This is a genomic window from Escherichia sp. E10V10 (genome assembly GCF_004211985.1).
Taxonomy (GTDB): Bacteria; Pseudomonadota; Gammaproteobacteria; order Enterobacterales; family Enterobacteriaceae; genus Escherichia.
In genome coordinates this window covers 1-18,018 of record NZ_RHJO01000010.1, presented here as the reverse complement: position 1 = coordinate 18,018, position 18,018 = coordinate 1, and the positions used below count along the sequence as shown (strand labels likewise).

Genomic DNA, 18,018 nt, shown 5'->3' with positions numbered 1-18,018 from the left:
AACCGGGCAGGCTATGCCTGCCCGTATTTCGCGTAAGGAAATCCATTATGTTCTATTTAAAAAACACAAACTTTTGGATGTTCGGCTTATTCTTTTTCTTTTACTTTTTTATCATGGGAGCCTACTTCCCGTTTTTCCCGATTTGGCTACATGACATCAACCATATCAGCAAAAGTGATACGGGTATTATTTTTGCCGCTATTTCTCTGTTCTCGCTATTATTCCAACCGCTGTTTGGTCTGCTTTCTGACAAACTCGGGCTGCGTAAATACCTGCTGTGGATTATTACCGGCATGTTAGTGATGTTTGCGCCGTTCTTTATTTTTATCTTCGGGCCACTGTTACAATACAACATTTTAGTAGGATCGATTGTTGGTGGTATTTATCTTGGCTTTTGTTTTAACGCCGGTGCGCCAGCAGTAGAGGCATTTATCGAGAAAGTCAGCCGTCGCAGTAATTTCGAATTTGGTCGCGCGCGGATGTTTGGCTGTGTTGGCTGGGCGCTGTGTGCCTCGATTGTCGGCATCATGTTCACCATCAATAATCAGTTTGTTTTCTGGCTGGGTTCTGGCTGTGCACTCATCCTCGCCGTTTTACTCTTTTTCGCCAAAACGGATGCGCCTTCTTCCGCCACGGTTGCCAATGCCGTAGGCGCCAACCATTCGGCTTTTAGCCTTAAGCTGGCGCTGGAATTGTTCAGACAGCCCAAACTGTGGTTTTTGTCGCTCTATGTTATTGGCGTTTCCTGTACCTACGATGTTTTTGACCAACAGTTTGCTAATTTCTTTACTTCGTTTTTTACCTCCAGTGAACAGGGTACGCGGGTATTTGGCTACGTAACGACAATGGGCGAATTACTTAACGCCTCGATTATGTTCTTTGCGCCGCTGATTATTAATCGCATCGGTGGGAAAAACGCCCTGCTGCTGGCTGGCACTATTATGTCTGTACGCATTATTGGCTCATCGTTCGCCACCTCAGCGCTGGAAGTGGTTATTCTGAAAACGCTGCATATGTTTGAAGTACCGTTCCTGCTGGTGGGCTGCTTTAAATATATTACCAGCCAGTTTGAAGTGCGTTTTTCAGCGACGATTTATCTGGTCTGTTTCTGCTTCTTTAAGCAGCTGGCGATGATTTTTATGTCTGTACTGGCGGGCAATATGTATGAAAGCATCGGTTTCCAGGGTGCTTATCTGGTGCTGGGTCTGGTGGCGCTGGGCTTCACCTTGATTTCCGTGTTCACACTTAGCGGCCCCGGCCCGCTTTCTCTACTGCGTCGCCAGGTGAATGAAGTCGCTTAAGCAATTAATGTCGGATGGGGCGCGAGCGCCTTATCCGACCAACATATCAGGACGGAATGATCGCAATGAACATGCCAATGACCGAAAGAATAAAAGCAGGCAAGCTATTTACCGATATGTGCGAAGGCTTACCTGAAAAAAGACTTCGTGGGAAAACGTTAATGTATGAGTTTAATCACTCGCATCCATCAGAAGTTGAAAAAAGGGAAAGCCTGATTAAAGAAATGTTTGCCACAGTAGGGGAAAATGCCTGGATAGAACCACCTGTCTATTTCTCTTACGGTTCCAACATCCATATAGGCCGCAATTTTTACGCAAATTTCAATTTAACCATTGTCGATGACTACACGGTAACAATCGGTGATAACGTACTGATTGCACCCAACGTTACTCTTTCCGTTACGGGACACCCTGTACACCATAAATTGAGAAAAAACGGAGAGATGTACTCTTTTCCGATAACGATTGGCAATAATGTCTGGATCGGGAGTCATGTGGTCATTAATCCAGGCGTCACCATCGGGGATAATTCTGTTATTGGCGCGGGTAGTGTCGTCACAAAAGACATTCCACCAAACGTCGTGGCTGCTGGCGTTCCTTGTCGGGTTATTCGCGAAATAAACGACCGGGATAAGCAATATTATTACAAAGATTACAAAGTTGAATCGTCACTTTAAATTATAAAAATTGCCTGATGCGCTTCGCTTATCAGGCCTACAAATTCAGTTATCTACGTAGGCCGCATCCGGCATGAACAAAGCGCAGGAACAAGCGTCTCATCATGCCTCTTTGACCCACAGCTGCGGAAAACGTGCTGGTGCAAAGCGCAGGGTTATGATCATCAGCCCAACGACGCATAGCGCATGAAACGCCCAGTCCATTAGGTAATTGCCACTGATACTACGCAGCACGCCAGAAAACCAGGGGGCAAGCCCGGCAATGACAAAACCAATCCCCTGCATAAACGCCACTAACTTGCCAGCAATAGTCGGTTGCGGAGAGTGGTCGAGCGCCAGCAGCAAACAGAGCGGAAATGCGCCGCCCAGACCTAACCCACACACCATCGCCCACAAGACCGGCAATTGCAGCGGCAGCCAGATAAAGCCGCAGAAACCCACCAGTTGTAACACCAGCGCCAGCATTAACAGTTTGCGTCGGTCCTGATGGCGAGCCATAGCAGGCATTAGCAATGCCCCTGTGGCTTGCCCAAGCGTCATCAATGCCAGCAAGGAACCGCTGTACTGCGCGCTGGCACCAATCTCAATATAGAAAGCGGGTAACCAGGCAATCAGGCTAGCGTAACCGCCGTTAATCAGACCGAAGTAAACACCCAGCGTCCACGCGCGAGGAGTGAAAACCACGCGAACCGGAGTGGTTGTTGTCTTGTGGGAAGAGGCGACCTCGCGGGTGCTTTGCCACCACCAGGCAAAGAGCGCAACAACGGCAGGCAGCGCCCACCAGGCGAGTGTTTGATACCAGGTTTCGCTATGTTGAATTAACCAGGGCGTCACGGCGGCACCAAGTCCACCGCCGCCCATCAGAGCCGCGGACCACAGCCCCATCACCAGTGGCGTGCGCTGCTGAAACCGCCGTTTAATCACCGAAGGCATCACCGCCTGAATGATGCCGATCCCCACCCCACCAAGCAGTGCGCTGCTAAGCAGCAGCGCACTTTGGGGGTAAAGCTCACGCATCAATGCACCGACGGCAATCAGCAACAGGCTGATGGCGACGCTGCGACGTTCGCTGACATGCTGATGAAGCCAGCTTCCGGCCAGCGCCAGCCCGCCCATGGTGACCACCGGCAGAGCCGTCAACAGGGCAGCCACGCTAAAGCTCATTCCGCTTGCCTGGCGCAATTGCGGTAGCAGTGGCCCGACGGAGGTGAGCAGTGGTCGCATATTAAGACCAATCAGCACCAGAACCAGCAGCATCGTGAACGTCTTTTGATGGTCGCGCATGGCTGTCAGAACGGTTTGGTCGGCAGATATTTACCATCTAAGGTGATGACCGCACGTTCGCCACCTTCCGGGTCCGCCACTTTCTTAACGTCGAGTTTGAAGTTAATCGCGCTGATAATGCCATCGCCAAACTTCTCATGAACCAACGCTTTCAGGGTTGTGCCGTACACCTGCAACATTTCATAGAAACGATACATCGTTGGGTCGGTTGGAATACGGTCATCAATGCAGCCACGCAGTGGAATCATCTGCAACAGTAGAATGGCGTCTTCGTCGAGATCCAGTTTCGCCCCGACCAGGCGGGCGGCGTCGGCAGGAAGCGCCTGCTGCCCCAGCAAAGCCGCGGTTACGAAGGCTTCTGCCAGACCGGTACCGTCGGCAATCTCGGCAAATGAGAGATCTTTTTTAGCTTTGCTGAGCAAAATGGCATCGGCAAGATCAAGACGAATATTGCGGTTAATTTGCGACTGAATCATGGTGGATCTCCTGATGGTTTAAAAATAAGGTTACGCTGCGGTCGGTTGGCGTAGCGGTATGGCACAAACGCGAGGATTCGCTGCCAGTGGCACAAACTGGCGGGTTGCGCCGTCAAAAGCTGCGATGCTGCCGCTTTCAATGTCGTAGACCCAGCCGTGCAGGGCGATCCGCCCCTCTTCGAGCGCCAGGCGCACCGATGGATGAGTTTGCAAATTAGCCAACTGAGCAATGACGTTTTCACGTACCATCGCCGCAGCTTTTGACGGTAAATCGGGATGCGGGCGCGCCTCATTAACGACGCGGGCTGAATCGGCATAACGCAGCCAGTGGGAGACGGCAGGCATATGGTCCATGCACTGACAGCTGGCAATGGCAGTCATCGCCCCACAGTTGGAATGACCACAAATCACAATGTCAGATACCCGAAGCGCAGCGACGGCATACTCCACCGAAGCAGAAACGCCACCGGGTTCCGGCCCGTAGGAAGGGACGATATTGCCCGCGTTGCGAATAACGAACAGATCGCCAGGCTCACGTTGCGTCACCAGCTCAGGGACCAGACGGCTATCGGAGCATGAGATAAAAAGTGTGCGCGGGCTTTGCTGTGTCGCCAGCTGTTTAAACAAGGCTTCCCGCTCAGGAAATGCCTCGCGCTGGAATTTAAGGAATCCATCAATAATCTCTTTCACCGTTAACCTCTGTCTGTCTCTGGAATGAGAGGCAGACTACTCGCCGATTGTCATAAGGTAAAAGACTCATTTATGATAAGTTCTATTGGATTTACTTATAGGTTGGCGAATGCTCTCTCGACATATCAATTACTTTCTTGCCGTGGCTGAACATGGCAGCTTCACCCGTGCCGCCAGTGCGTTGCACGTCTCCCAGCCTGCGCTTTCCCAGCAGATTCGCCAGTTAGAGGAAAGTTTGGGCGTGCCGCTGTTTGACCGTAGCGGGCGAACGATTCGTCTCACTGATGCAGGAGAAGTCTGGCGACAGTACGCCAGCCGGGCGTTACAGGAACTGGGAGCGGGTAAACGGGCGATTCATGATGTTGCCGATCTGACGCGAGGATCGCTGCGTATCGCCGTCACCCCCACCTTTACAAGCTACTTTATCGGCCCCTTAATGGCGGATTTCTATGCGCGCTACCCCGGCATCACGCTCCAGCTACAGGAAATGTCGCAGGAGAAAATCGAAGATCTGCTTTGTCGCGACGAGCTGGACGTTGGGATTGCCTTCGCGCCTGTGCATTCGCCGGAGCTGGAGGCAATTCCTTTACTGACAGAAAGTTTAGCGTTGGTGGTGGCGAAACATCATCCGCTGGCTGACCAGGAACAGGTGGCATTGAGTCGCTTGCATGATGAAAAACTGGTCCTGCTCAGCGCGGAATTTGCCACCAGAGAGCAAATTGACCACTACTGCGAGAAAGCGGGGCTGCATCCACAGGTGGTGATAGAGGCGAACTCAATTAGCGCGGTTCTGGAGCTGATTCGCCGCGCTTCCCTTTCCACATTGTTACCAGCAGCGATTGCCACACAACATGATGGGCTTAAAGCGATTTCTCTTGCCCCGCCACTACTGGAGAGAACGGCGGTTTTGTTGCGGCGGAAAAATAGCTGGCAGACAGCCGCCGCGAAGGCATTTTTGCACATGGCGTTGGAAGAATGTGCGGATGTTGGCGGGAATGAATCACGGTAGCCACTGACACAGGTCAGCGGCTGGAATTGCCTGATGCGCTACGCTTATCAGGCCTACGAGTTCAGTGCAAGGCGTTCACGCCGCATCCGGCATAAACTACAGCTGGCAGACAGCCGCCGCGAAGGCATTTTTGCACATGGCATTGGAAGAATGCGCGGATGTTGGCGGGAATGAATCGCGGTAGCCGCTGACACAGATCAGCGGCTGGAATTGCCTGATGCGCTACGCTTATCAGGCCTACGAGTTCAGTGCTCTACGTAGGCCGGATAAGGCGTTCACGCCGCATCCGGCATAAACTACGCTCGCTGTAACCCAGCCGATCAACGTTTGTAATCGATGGCTTCTGGCTGCTCCAGATACACCGTTGTTTGTGCCGGTTGTGTGCTGGCAATCACTTTACCGCCACGTACCGAATAACGTACCGGAACCTGACGGCGCAGCGCATCAAATCCATTTTCAGCCGGCAGGATAATCAGGTTGGCGCTGTTTCCGGCGGCAATGCCGTAATCCTGCAAATTCAACGTCCTGGCGCTGTGGTGGGTGATTAAATTCAGGCCATCGTTAATCTGCCCATAGCCCATCAGCTGGCAAACATGCAGCCCCATATGCAGCACTTGCAGCATATTCGCCGTTCCCAGCGGATACCACGGATCGAAGACATCATCGTGACCAAAGCAGACGTTAATGCCAGACTCCAGCATCTCTTTAACGCGCGTGATGCCGCGACGTTTTGGATACGTATCGAAACGTCCTTGCAGATGAATATTGACCAGCGGGTTGGCGACAAAGTTAATACCGGACATTTTCAGCAAGCGGAACAGGCGTGAGGTATACGCCCCATTATAGGAGTGCATTGCCGTGGTGTGGCTGGCGGTGACTCGCGCGCCCATGCCTTCACGGTGCGCCAGGGCAGCAACGGTTTCGACAAAGCGTGACTGTTCATCATCGATCTCATCACAGTGAACGTCGATGAGACGGTCGTATTTTTGCGCCAGGGCGAAGGTTTTATGCAGCGACTCCACGCCGTATTCACGGGTAAATTCAAAATGCGGAATCGCCCCCACTACGTCCGCCCCTAAGCGTAACGCCTCTTCCAGTAACGCTTCACCGTTGGGATACGACAAAATCCCTTCCTGCGGGAAGGCGACGATTTGTAGATCAATCCACGGCGCGACTTCCTGCTTCACTTCCAGCATTGCTTTCAGCGCAGTCAGCGTTGCATCCGAAACATCGACATGGGTACGCACATGCTGAATGCCGTTGGCAATCTGCCATTTCAGCGTTTGCCAGGCGCGTTGTTTCACATCGTCATGGGTTAATAACGCTTTGCGCTCGGCCCAGCGTTCAATGCCTTCAAACAGCGTGCCGGACTGATTCCAGTTCGGTTGTCCGGCGGTTTGCGTGGTGTCCAGGTGAATATGCGGCTCCACAAACGGCGGTATAACTAAACCTTGTTCGGCATCAAGGCTGTTTTCAGTTACGGGCATCACGCCGGATTGCGCATCAATAGCGCTGATTTTTCCGTCGTGAAGATGAATCTGCCACAGCCCCTCTTTGCCGGGTAACCGGGCGTTAATAATTGTTTGTAAAGCGTTATTCGACACTGTTAGCCTCCACATGCGTCATTGCTGCTGTCGTTTTGCGATTCAAAATCGGGTTAAGGATCAGATAGCTCAGCGCGCCACCTAATACCGCGTTGACCGGAACAATCCCCGGTAACCAGTGGCCTGCGGCAATCCCCAGCGCGACCGCCAGAATCGCCACCCAATTGACACTCATCATACGCGTGGTCGCAAAGTGCTCATAGCGGCGACGGTTCATCAGATAGTCGGCGATGATCACGCCCCCTACCGGAGGAATAGCTGCCGAAAGGAAGGTCAGCCAGCCAACAAAATTGTTATACAGCCATAATGCGCAGACCGTACCGATAATACCGTTGATCACCGAAAGCGTTTTGCTCGACATCCCGGTAATGTTGGCGAAACCTAAACCCGACGCATAGAGCGCGTTATCGTTGGTGGTCCAGATATTCAGCCCCAGCACCACAATCGCAGGCAGCAGCAGGCCCTGAGCAATCATCACATCAGAGATATCCGCCATCCCCAGTGCCGCAGCGCCCGCTGCACCGAAAATAAACATCAACGAATTGCCGAGGAAAAAGGCCACCATCGCCACCAGCACCGCCAGTTTGGCATTGCGACCAAACCGGACAAAGTCAGCGGTGAGCGTACCCGCGCTGATAAATGACCCCACAACCAGCGCCAGCGCGACATTGAAATCTAACGGTTGTGCGGGAACGACCGCTTTTAAGGCGTCCAGGCCGCCCATGCCGTTAACGGCCAGCCACACGGAATAACCGCCAAGGCAGGCGATAGCCGGAACCGCAATCACCGAAAGAACCGTCAGCGCCGAAATGCCAAAGAAGACGGTGACGGTCATCAGTAAACCGGAGACGGCAATCAGCAAATTAATATCCAGCCCGGTTGCCTTGCCCACCGGAATGGCAAACATCGCCACGCCAACGCCAAACCAGCCAACCTGGGTGCCTCCCAGCAGCAGTGAAGGCAGCCATGAGCCTTTAACACCAAACGAGAAACGAGCAAGAAGATGAGTGGTCAGGCCGGTTTTTGCGCCAATGTAACCAAGAAATGAAGTGTAAATACCGAGGAGAAGATTACCGATGAGAACTGCGAGGAAGAAATCATGATAGCTAAGACCGGTTCCGAGAGTGCCGCCGGTCCACATACTGGCGGAAAAGAAGGTTAATCCCAGCATGACGAACGTCAATGCCAATACCCCTTTCCGCGCCGACTGCGGGACTGGCCCCTGGCTAAAGTTGTTATCTTGCGACACGAAATTCCTCCGTTTGCTGTTTGAAACCCAAAAAATCCGCCGCATTCTATTCATCTGAAGATAAAAAGCAATCGTTTTCGTGGGGAAATGTATTTTTAGTATGAATGAGTGCAAAAAGGTGGGGGAAAAATTATCGGTGTAAAAACAGTGGGTAGACATGATAAGACGCGCCTGTGTCGCATCAGGCAACGGTGCACAGTGTCGGATGCGGCGCGAGCGCCTTATCCGACCTACGGTTCAGGCCTGTAGGCATGATAAGACGCGCCTGCGTCGCATCTGGCGTCTGCGCACGGTGTCGGATGCGCCACGCGCCTTATCCGACAATACCTTACTCTTCCATCGCCTGGCGGATCTGATCCAACGACGCCGGATCATCAATGGTCGTCAGATCCCCCGGATCGCGTCCTTCACAAATCGCCTGGATCGTGCGGCGCAGCATTTTTCCGGATCGCGTTTTCGGCAATTGCGAGACAAACCAGACGTGCGCCGGGCGGCCAAAGTTGCCAATCTGGCTGTCTACCAGCGCCATAATCGCCTTCTCTTGCGAGTGCGCCACCTCGCGATCTTTCAGACTGTCGCTCTCTTTCGGAATGACAAACGCCACCGCCACCTGCCCTTTCAGCGCATCTTTCACCCCAACCACCGCCACTTCGGCAACACCCGGATGACTGGAGATACTCTCTTCAATCTCACGCGTACCCAGCCGATGTCCGGCAACGTTAATCACATCGTCAGTGCGCCCGAGAATAAAGTGATAACCGTCAGCATCGCGGATGCCCCAGTCAAAGGTGGCGTACACCGGACGGGAAAACAGCGACCAGTAAGTCTTCACAAAGCGGTCGTCGTCGCCCCAGATAGTCTGAATACACCCCGGCGGCAATGGCCCTTCCACCACCAGCATCCCTTTCTCATTGACGCCACACGGTTCGCCGGTGACTTCATTGAGCAACTGCACGTTATAGCCATACATCGGCACGCCGGGGCTTCCCAGACGCGTCGGCCTGTCGTCCAGACCGCGAGCAATCGCCATAATCGGCCAGCCGGATTCGGTCTGCCAGTAGTTGTCGATGACCGGCACATCCAGCGTATTGCTCACCCAACTGGCGGTCGGCTCGTCCAGCGGTTCTCCAGCCAGATAGAGCACTTCCAGCGACGAGAGATCGTGTTTGCGAATTTCAGCGGTAGGGAATTTTTTCAGCACGCGAATGGCGGTCGGCGCTGAGAACATCCGGCTAACCTGATATTTCTCGACGATTTTCCACCACACGCCGCAGTCCGGCCAGGTCGGCAATCCTTCGTAAACGATAGTCGCCATCCCCGCCAGCAGCGGCGCGTAGACGATATACGAATGCCCCACCACCCAGCCGATATCCGAAGCACAAAAGAACACACCGCCCGCTTTGCCGCCAAAAATGGTGTCCATCGAGGTCGCCAGCGCCACCGCATATCCGCCGACGTCACGCTGCACGCCTTTAGGTTTGCCGGTCGTGCCGGAAGTGTAGAGAATGCAGGAGGTTTCGTTGGATTCCAGCCACGCCACTGGCACCCGCGCGCCGATGTGTTGATGGCGCAACGACGCGAAATCGACATCCCGCCCGCTGACGCGCGCCATTTTCGCCAGCCCGCGATCCACCAGTAAAACGTGGCGCGGCTGATGCTGCGCCTGACTTATCGCATCGTCGAGTAATTTTTTATAGGGAATGATTTTGCCACCGCGCGCTCCGGCATCAGCCGAGACAATCAGCACCGGTTTAGCATCATCAATTCGCGCCGCCACGCTGTGCGAGGCAAATCCACCAAACACCACCGAGTGAATAGCGCCAATGCGCGCGCAGGCCAGCAGAGTAATATGCGCTTCGGCAATCATCGGCATATACACCAGCACCCGATCGCCACGCTGCACACCCAGCGAGCGCAGCATTGAGGCCACCGCGTTCACTTCGTCATGCAGCTGGCGAAAGGTAAAGGTGCGCTCTTCTTCTGTTTCCGAAGAGACGGCAATCAGCGCCAGCGCCTCTGGCTGTTTCTCCAGCCAGCGGTCGATGGCGTTGTGGCACAAGTTGGTTCGGCCTTCACAAAACCAACGGGCAAACGGCGGATTGCTGTGATCGAGCGTTTGCGTAAAGGGCGTCTGCCAGTCAATACGCCGGGCCTGCTCGGCCCAGAACTGCTCCGGTTCGTTAATCGAACGCTGATAAAATTCGCTAAAAGACATAATGCTCTCCTGTTGAACTTACGCCTTACCGCTGTTTGCTTAAATGACGTACAGGTCGAGATACTCATTGACCGGCATCTGTTCCAGGCGAGTTCTGTCGAGAGAAACCTCCAGAATGCGCTGCTGTTGGCGAGTCGGGAACTGGCGCGCGAGATTGATTTTGAATTTATCGACCAGCTTCGGAATGCCATCCTGACGGCGGCGAGCATGACCAATTGGGTACTCCACCACCACTTCTTCAAATCGTGTGCCGTCGGTGAACTCAAGGGTAATGGCATTGGCGATGGCGCGTTTTTCCGGGTCGTGGTAGTCAGCGGTAAATGCCGGATCTTCAAAGCAATTGATCTTCTCGCGCAGGGCGTCAATGCGTTTATCTTGCGCAACCTTGTCTTCGTAATCCGCCGCCGTTAAGCGCCCGAACAGCAGTGGGATCGCCACCATGTACTGAATGCAGTGATCGCGGTCTGCCGGGTTATTGAGCGGCCCTTTTTTGTCGATGATGCGAATACAGGCTTCGTGGGTGCGAATGGTCACTTTTTCGATATCCGCCGCCGTTTTGCCTGCTGCCTGCATCTGTTCATAGAGCGTCATCGCTGCTTCAACGGCCGTCTGGGAGTGGAACTCCGCCGGGAAGGAGATTTTGAACAGCACATTTTCCATGACGTAAGAACCGTACGGGCGCTGGAAGCGGAACGATTCACCTTTAAAGGAGACGTCGTAGAAGCCCCACACAGGCGCAGTCAGGGCTGACGGGTAACCCATTTCGCCCGTTTTCGCCATCAGTGCCAGACGTACCGCGCGGGAAGTGGCATCGCCCGCCGCCCAGGATTTACGCGTGCCGGTGTTCGGCGCATGGCGATAAGTGCGCAGCGACTGACCATCTACCCACGCCAGCGAAACGGCGTTGAGAATTTCCTCGCGGGTCAGGCCGAGCATTTCGGCAACCACGGCGGTGGAAGCCACTTTCACTAACAGAACGTGGTCGAGACCGACGCGGTTAAAGGAGTTTTCCAGCGCGATGCAGCCCTGAATTTCATGGGCTTTGATCATTCCGGTCAGCACTTGTTTCATGGTCAACGGCGCTTTGCCGCTGGCGACCGCGTTGCGCGAAAGCCAGTCCGCCGTTGCCAGAATGCCGCCGAGGTTGTCGGAAGGATGGCCCCACTCCGCCGCAAGCCAGGTATCGTTGAAATCGAGCCAGCGGATCATCGCGCCGATGTTAAATGCCGCCTGGACGGGGTCGAGCTGGAACTGAGTTCCGGGGACGCGCACGCCGTTGGGTACGACGGTGCCCGGAACAATTGGCCCCAGCAGTTTTTTACAGGCCGGGTATTCGAGAGCTTCCAGACCGCAGCCGAGCGTGTCGAGCAGGCAGTAATGTGCTGTGTCGTAGGCTACTTTGGAGCTGATTTCGTAGTTCATCACGTAATCGACGATATCAACGATTTCACGATCAAATTCCGGGCGAATGTTGTTGATTTGAGCTGACATTGGGTACGTTTCCTTATTGTTATGCGTAGAGGTTTACTGGCGCTTATCCAGCGCGACAAACGGGCGGTCTTCCGGTCCAACATAATTGGCGGAAGGACGGATAATTTTGTTGTCCTGACGTTGTTCGATAATGTGCGCCACCCAGCCGGTGACGCGGGCGATAACAAACAGTGGTGTGAACATCTCGGTGGGAACGCCCATCATGTTGTAGGAAACAGCGGAGAACCAGTCGAGATTGGGGAACATCTTTTTGCTCTCCCACATCACCGTTTCCAGGCGATCGGCGATGTTATACATCTTCAGCGAACCGCCTTCCTGCGAGAGCTGCTTCGCCACGCGTTTGATCACCTGATGACGCGGGTCAGCGATGGTATAAACCGGATGCCCAAAACCAATCACCACTTCTTTGTTTTCCACCCGCTTACGGATATCGGCTTCGGCTTCGTCCGGCGTTTCGTAGCGTTGCTGGATCTCCAGCGACACTTCATTCGCCCCGCCGTGTTTCGGCCCGCGCAGTGCACCAATCGCGCCAATAATGGCTGAGTACATATCAGAGCCGGTGCCCGCAACCACACGACTGGTAAAGGTGGAGGCGTTAAACTCGTGTTCGGCGTACAGCACCAGCGAAATATGCATCGCCTTTTCCCAGCTTTGCGACGGCTTTTCGCCGTGCAGCAGATGCAGGAAGTGACCGCCGATGGAGTCGTCATCGGTTTCCGGCTGGATGCGTTCGCCGTTGTGGCTGTAGTGATACCAGTAGAGAAGAATCGAGCTAAGTGACGCCAACAGTTTGTCGGCAATATCCCGCGCGCCAGAGACAGTGTGCCCCTCTTTTTCCGGCAGCGTGCAGCCGAGCGCGGAAACCCCGGTGCGCATAACATCCATCGGGTGCGACGCCGCCGGTAAGGCTTCCAGCACGGTACGCACATTAGCCGGTAAACCGCGCAGGGCTTTCAGTTTCGTTTTGTAAGCGGCGAGTTCGTCACGGGTCGGCAGTTTGCCGTGGATCAGCAGATGAGCCACTTCTTCAAATTCGCAATGTTCCGCCAGATCAAGAATATCGTAGCCGCGGTAATGCAGGTCGTTGCCGCTTTTACCCACGGTGCAGAGCGCCGTATTGCCCGCCGGAACGCCGGAAAGTGCCACAGATTTTTTCGGTTTAATGACATGGGTACTGTTTTGCAGGATCGTTGTGTCGCTCATGTTGTCCTCGTCATTGTTATCATTTGTAGGGTCGGGATTGTTGTCGGATGCGACGCCATGCGTCTTATCCGACCTACACTTCAGTTCACCCCGTAGGCCTGATAAGTCGCGTCAGCGGCGCATCAGGCATCGGCTGTCGAATACAATCAACGGGCGTTTTTTATTTCGCCTGGTTACGGGCAAACAGGTCGTCGAGCTTCTCTTCGTACTGGTAGTAGTTGATGCTTTCGTACAGCTCGTTGCGGGTCTGCATGGTGTCGATGACGCTTTTCTGCGTGCCTTCCTGACGCAGGACGTTGTAGACATGTTCAGCGGCGCGGTTCATGGCGCGAAACGCTGAAAGTGGGTACAGCGCCATTGCAACATGGGCGCTGCGTAATTCGTCGGTGGTAAACAGCGGCGTGGCACCAAATTCGGTAATGTTGGCGAGGATCGGCACCTGCACCGCATCGGCAAACTGGCGGTACATGGCGAGTTCGGTAATCGCCTCCGGGAACAACATCTCGGCACCCGCTTCAACGTAGGCCTGCGCGCGCTCAATCGCCGCATCCAGCCCCTCTACCGCCAGCGCATCAGTGCGCGCCATGATCACAAAATCAGGATCTGTTTTCGCATCCACCGCCGCGCGGATCCGATCCACCATCTCCTCTTTCGAGACGATCGCTTTGTTCGGACGATGGCCGCAGCGTTTCGCACCAACCTGATCTTCAATATGCAATCCTGCCGCGCCGGCTTTAATCATCGATTTCACGGTGCGGGCGACGTTAAAAGCCGAAGAGCCAAAACCGATGTCTGCATCCACCAGCAACGGCAGCGAACAAACGTCGGTAATACGACGAATATCGGTCAGCACATCATCAAGGGTAGAAATACCGAGATCGGGCAGCCCCAGCGAACCTGCCGCCACGCCACCACCGGAGAGATAAATCGCCTGATATCCGGCACGCTGTGCCAGCAGCGCATGGTTAGCGTTGATGGTGCCGACAATTTGCAACGGGGTTTCTTTGCTTAGTGCAGCACGAAACGCTTTACCTGGAGAGTGTAGAGACATATCCCATCCTTTGTTATCAACTTGTTATTTTCGTTGATAAACACAAAGCAAGGGGTGTGCCACAATTGCCTTAATAAAATTAAATGTTTAATTTCAATCTTTTAAATATAAAGTCATGAAGTAATCCGCAAATATGCGTTTCAGTTAACGTTTCAGGCAATGTTTCACCGCGTTTCATTGCAACAATTATGAAACAAGACTAAACCCAATATTCGGTTTCTTAACTTTGCGGTGCGCTATGGCACATCCACCACGGCTGAATGACGACAAACCAGTTATCTGGACGGTATCTGTAACGCGCCTGTTCGAGCTGTTTCGCGATATCAGCCTCGAGTTTGATCACCTGGCGAACATTACCCCTATCCAGCTTGGCTTTGAAAAAGCGGTGACCTACATCCGCAAGAAACTGGCAAACGAACGCTGCGACGCCATCATCGCTGCTGGCTCTAACGGCGCGTACCTGAAAAGCCGCCTGTCAGTGCCAGTTATTTTGATTAAACCGAGCGGCTACGATGTGTTACAGGCACTGGCAAAAGCCGGAAAGCTCACCTCTTCTATCGGCGTTGTCACTTATCAGGAAACTATTCCGGCGCTGGTGGCGTTTCAAAAAACCTTTAATTTGCGCCTCGATCAACGTAGCTACATCACGGAAGAAGACGCGCGCGGGCAGATTAACGAGCTAAAAGCTAACGGCACCGAAGCGGTGGTCGGCGCGGGGCTGATTACCGATCTGGCAGAAGAAGCCGGAATGACCGGAATTTTTATCTATTCCGCCGCCACCGTGCGCCAGGCGTTCAGCGATGCGCTGGATATGACGCGCATGTCGTTACGCCATAACACTCACGATGCCACCCGCAACGCCCTGCGAACTCGTTACGTGCTGGGCGATATGCTCGGTCAATCACCACAGATGGAACAGGTACGGCAGACTATTTTGCTCTATGCCCGCTCCAGTGCGGCGGTGTTGATTGAGGGGGAAACGGGGACGGGCAAAGAGCTGGCGGCCCAGGCGATTCATCGGGAATATTTTGCCCGCCACGATGCGCGACAGGGCAAAAAGTCGCATCCGTTTGTTGCCGTTAACTGTGGGGCGATTGCCGAATCGCTGCTGGAAGCGGAGCTGTTTGGCTATGAGGAAGGGGCGTTTACCGGCTCGCGACGCGGAGGACGCGCCGGGCTGTTTGAAATCGCCCACGGCGGCACGCTGTTTCTTGACGAGATAGGCGAAATGCCTCTGCCATTGCAGACTCGCCTGTTACGAGTGCTGGAAGAAAAAGAGGTCACCCGCGTCGGCGGGCATCAGCCTGTTCCGGTGGATGTACGGGTTATTAGCGCCACTCACTGCAATCTGGAAGAAGATATGCGGCAAGGGCAGTTTCGCCGTGATCTGTTTTATCGGCTGAGTATTTTGCGTCTGCAATTGCCACCACTGCGCGAGCGGGTGGCGGATATTCTGCCGCTGGCGGAAAGCTTTTTGAAAGTGTCTCTGGCGGCGCTCTCCGCCCCGTTTTCTGCCGCATTACGCCAGGGATTACAGGCAAGCGAAACCGTGCTGGTGCACTACGACTGGCCGGGCAATATTCGAGAACTGCGCAATATGATGGAGCGACTGGCGCTGTTTTTAAGTGTGGAACCGACTCCGGATTTAACGCCGCAATTTTTGCAGCTGCTACTGCCGGAACTGGCGCGCGAGTCGGCGAAAATTCCCGCCCCATCCTTGCTGACACCACTACAGGCACTGGACAAATTTAATGGTGATAAAACAGCAGCAGCGAATTATTTAGGCATCAGCCGGACGACGTTCTGGCGGCGGCTAAAAAATTAAAATGCCGGATGCAGCGTTAACGCCTTATCCGGCCGACAAAAACATGAATTTCAATATATTGCGTTCACCGATAGACGTGCGCATCGGGCTTGTTTACATGAGCTTCAGAATTACTTCTTCTTATAAAGATCTGCCGTGCCGTGGATCTTATTGTCAGTCTGACCGGAGGTCAGAACCAACACATCCGCACCTTTTTCATCCGCTTTTTTGATCAGATCTTCTTTTGCATCTGCGGTCGACATTTCATTACTGGTTGAAATATCACCTATTTTTTCATATTGCGATTCAACTTTTTCAAATTCCGCTTTGGTCATCAATTCAGCGGCATAGACATTTGTGACAACAAAAGCTAACGCACCAACTAAGAGCTTAGTTCCAGTTTTCATCGATGAACTCCATAATGTGTGATTGGCCAATGCCCTGAAGCTAACAGTCATCATCAGGGTTGATTAATAAGTAGTTCAGCGGTTAGGAAAAATCTATAGGAAAAGAGAATATATTTGTATTTTTCTCAACGATAGCCACATTCCCCCAGTTGTTTAATAACGCTCACTACAATTATCGCAGGTGTTCCTTAAATTAATTTTCATAAAAATCTTAAATTCCTTCTTCCGCTAAAATCCAATATAAAATTCACATGAGCCGTATTACTTTTCTGAACAACAAACCACCAACTATATATTGATATGATTTCCATACCTTTTCTTTATTTCACTTACATGCAGTTTAGGATTATTAGATGTATTTTTTCTAAACGACATAAAAAAAACCGCATTAACTCCACTTACAAACCACTAAAACCAATCAATGCAATGAACAACTAACACTTTAATAAATTTATTACATCTAATATTACAGATATTCTTATTTAGTAACTTGCATGTTTGTGCCTTACAAGGCTTCAGGAAGAAAAACAGTGCAATAAAAAGCATCTTGCCATTTAATTTTTAAGGATAAAAGTGAGTGATATGAAATCAGCAAAAAAAAGCTTATCGACACGGGCGATAGCCATTTCTACCATATTATTTACGCCAGTATCCTTGGCTATCACCCCACCTACAAATTCAGATAGTAATGTTATCATTAATAATAATGAAGAGATAAAACTCATTGCGTCAGAAGGCTACGATCCCGGATGGGAGCATTTTAACTCATTGAAAGTAGGTGAAGACTCTAATGGTTCATTACTCATTGATAATCTTTCACTTACCACTTCAGCAGCCAGCATTGGTAATAATGCTGAAGGCTCCGTCACTTTAACAAACCATACCAACTGGCAGTTCGACACCCCTACCTCCAATATTTTTTTAGGCACTAACGAAGGCTCCGGTACGTTATACGTGTTAGAAGGTAGTAAGATAAGTGGCCTGCAATCAATAAGAGTTGGTGAGTTTTATGGTGACGCCAGGGGGACGTTGGTTATTGATGGGGAAAGCTCATCAGTCACCTCTAACATTGCTATTGTTGGCGATCAGGGAACAGGGAAAGTATCTGTTACTAACGGCGGTACACTCACTTCCCTGACTCAACTGAATATTGGGTATGTTGACGCCCATTCTCCTCTGTCAGCTAACCAGAGTAGTTATGGAGAAGTTCAGGTTGCCGATAAAAATTCAACAGTGAATGCCCCAAATATACTTATTGGCGGATATAACACATCTTCTACTTCTGATACTACCGGAGTTCTCACTGTCAGCAACGATGGTGTAATCAATGCGAATTCATATATCTGGGTTGGTGTCTCCTCTAACGGAACAGGAATATTAAATATTGGAGGTGCGCAAGGTGAGTCTGCGCAACCTGCTGGTTCAATTAATACTCCCCGAATTTATTTAGGGGGGACAAATGCGTCAACCACTTCAATATTAAACTTTAATCACACCAACGCTGATTTTGTTCTGACCTCATACATAGACGGTAAAGGCCAGGTTAACCAGGTAGGT

Annotated in this window: 14 protein-coding genes and 1 pseudogene; 5 read left to right on the top strand and 10 right to left on the bottom strand. The window is 52.4% G+C overall.

All coding sequences use genetic code 11. The features are described from left to right. The first annotated feature begins 47 nt into the window (after positions 1-47). Together lacY and lacA are read left to right on the top strand one after the other, a co-directional pair. Complete coding sequence (gene lacY, locus D9736_RS13600; protein WP_130258511.1) at positions 48-1,301, top strand: lactose permease; 1,254 nt, start codon at positions 48-50, stop codon at positions 1,299-1,301. A 65-nt stretch (positions 1,302-1,366) separates the two neighbouring features. Beyond that, entirely contained in the window at positions 1,367-1,978 is a 612-nt protein-coding gene (gene lacA / locus D9736_RS13595) for a galactoside O-acetyltransferase (protein ID WP_130258510.1), read from the top strand. 102 nt (positions 1,979-2,080) lie between these two features. Here the strand turns inward: lacA and cynX are convergent, their stop codons facing one another. The 3 genes from cynX to cynT are packed head-to-tail and all read right to left on the bottom strand — an operon-like array spanning position 2,081 to position 4,428. After that, entirely contained in the window at positions 2,081-3,262 is a 1,182-nt protein-coding gene (gene cynX, locus D9736_RS13590) for a cyanate transporter CynX (protein WP_130258509.1), read from the bottom strand. A 5-nt stretch (positions 3,263-3,267) separates the two neighbouring features. After that, positions 3,268-3,738 (bottom strand): cyanase, encoded by a 471-nt coding sequence (cynS, locus tag D9736_RS13585; protein ID WP_000616241.1) that lies wholly within the window; start codon positions 3,736-3,738, stop codon positions 3,268-3,270. A gap of 30 nt (positions 3,739-3,768) precedes the next feature. Further along, positions 3,769-4,428: a carbonic anhydrase CynT gene (gene cynT, locus D9736_RS13580; RefSeq protein ID WP_130206123.1), complete on the bottom strand. Its 660-nt coding sequence runs from the start codon at positions 4,426-4,428 to the stop codon at positions 3,769-3,771. Positions 4,429-4,537: 109 nt separating this feature from the next. Here cynT and cynR point away from each other — a divergent pair, with 109 nt between their 5' ends. After that, the gene (cynR, locus tag D9736_RS13575; protein WP_130258508.1) at positions 4,538-5,437 is read left to right on the top strand and encodes a transcriptional regulator CynR; all 900 of its coding nucleotides are present in this window, start codon (positions 4,538-4,540) and stop codon (positions 5,435-5,437) included. 320 nt (positions 5,438-5,757) lie between these two features. On the opposite strand, the gene codA is transcribed toward cynR, so the two are convergent. The 6 genes from codA to prpB form a co-directional block, all read right to left on the bottom strand. Continuing rightward, positions 5,758-7,041: a cytosine/isoguanine deaminase gene (gene codA / locus D9736_RS13570; RefSeq protein ID WP_032224688.1), complete on the bottom strand. Its 1,284-nt coding sequence runs from the start codon at positions 7,039-7,041 to the stop codon at positions 5,758-5,760. Continuing rightward, complete coding sequence (gene codB, locus D9736_RS13565; protein ID WP_000076233.1) at positions 7,031-8,290, bottom strand: cytosine permease; 1,260 nt, start codon at positions 8,288-8,290, stop codon at positions 7,031-7,033. The genes codA and codB overlap by 11 nt, the downstream gene beginning before the upstream one ends. A gap of 328 nt (positions 8,291-8,618) precedes the next feature. Then, a complete protein-coding gene (gene prpE / locus D9736_RS13560) occupies positions 8,619-10,505 on the bottom strand; it encodes a propionate--CoA ligase (protein ID WP_130258507.1) in 1,887 nt (628 codons plus the stop codon). Positions 10,506-10,544: 39 nt separating this feature from the next. Next, positions 10,545-11,996, bottom strand: a complete 1,452-nt coding sequence (gene prpD, locus D9736_RS13555; RefSeq protein WP_130258506.1) for a 2-methylcitrate dehydratase — start codon at positions 11,994-11,996, stop codon at positions 10,545-10,547. A 33-nt stretch (positions 11,997-12,029) separates the two neighbouring features. Beyond that, positions 12,030-13,199 carry a 2-methylcitrate synthase gene (gene prpC, locus D9736_RS13550; RefSeq protein WP_130258505.1) on the bottom strand — a complete coding sequence of 390 codons (1,170 nt, stop codon included), beginning with the start codon at positions 13,197-13,199 and terminating at the stop codon, positions 12,030-12,032. A 160-nt stretch (positions 13,200-13,359) separates the two neighbouring features. Next, positions 13,360-14,250, bottom strand: a complete 891-nt coding sequence (gene prpB, locus D9736_RS13545; protein ID WP_000052185.1) for a methylisocitrate lyase — start codon at positions 14,248-14,250, stop codon at positions 13,360-13,362. Between the two features lie 238 nt (positions 14,251-14,488). On the opposite strand from prpB, the gene prpR reads away from it, so the two are divergent. Continuing rightward, complete coding sequence (gene prpR, locus D9736_RS13540) at positions 14,489-16,075, top strand: propionate catabolism operon regulatory protein PrpR (protein ID WP_130219656.1); 1,587 nt, start codon at positions 14,489-14,491, stop codon at positions 16,073-16,075. A gap of 110 nt (positions 16,076-16,185) precedes the next feature. Here the strand turns inward: prpR and yahO are convergent, their stop codons facing one another. Next, positions 16,186-16,461: a DUF1471 family periplasmic protein YahO gene (gene yahO, locus D9736_RS13535; RefSeq protein WP_130206111.1), complete on the bottom strand. Its 276-nt coding sequence runs from the start codon at positions 16,459-16,461 to the stop codon at positions 16,186-16,188. A gap of 582 nt (positions 16,462-17,043) precedes the next feature. Here yahO and D9736_RS13530 point away from each other — a divergent pair. Further along, a pseudogene (locus tag D9736_RS13530) lies at positions 17,044-18,018 on the top strand (autotransporter outer membrane beta-barrel domain-containing protein); the annotation flags it as partial.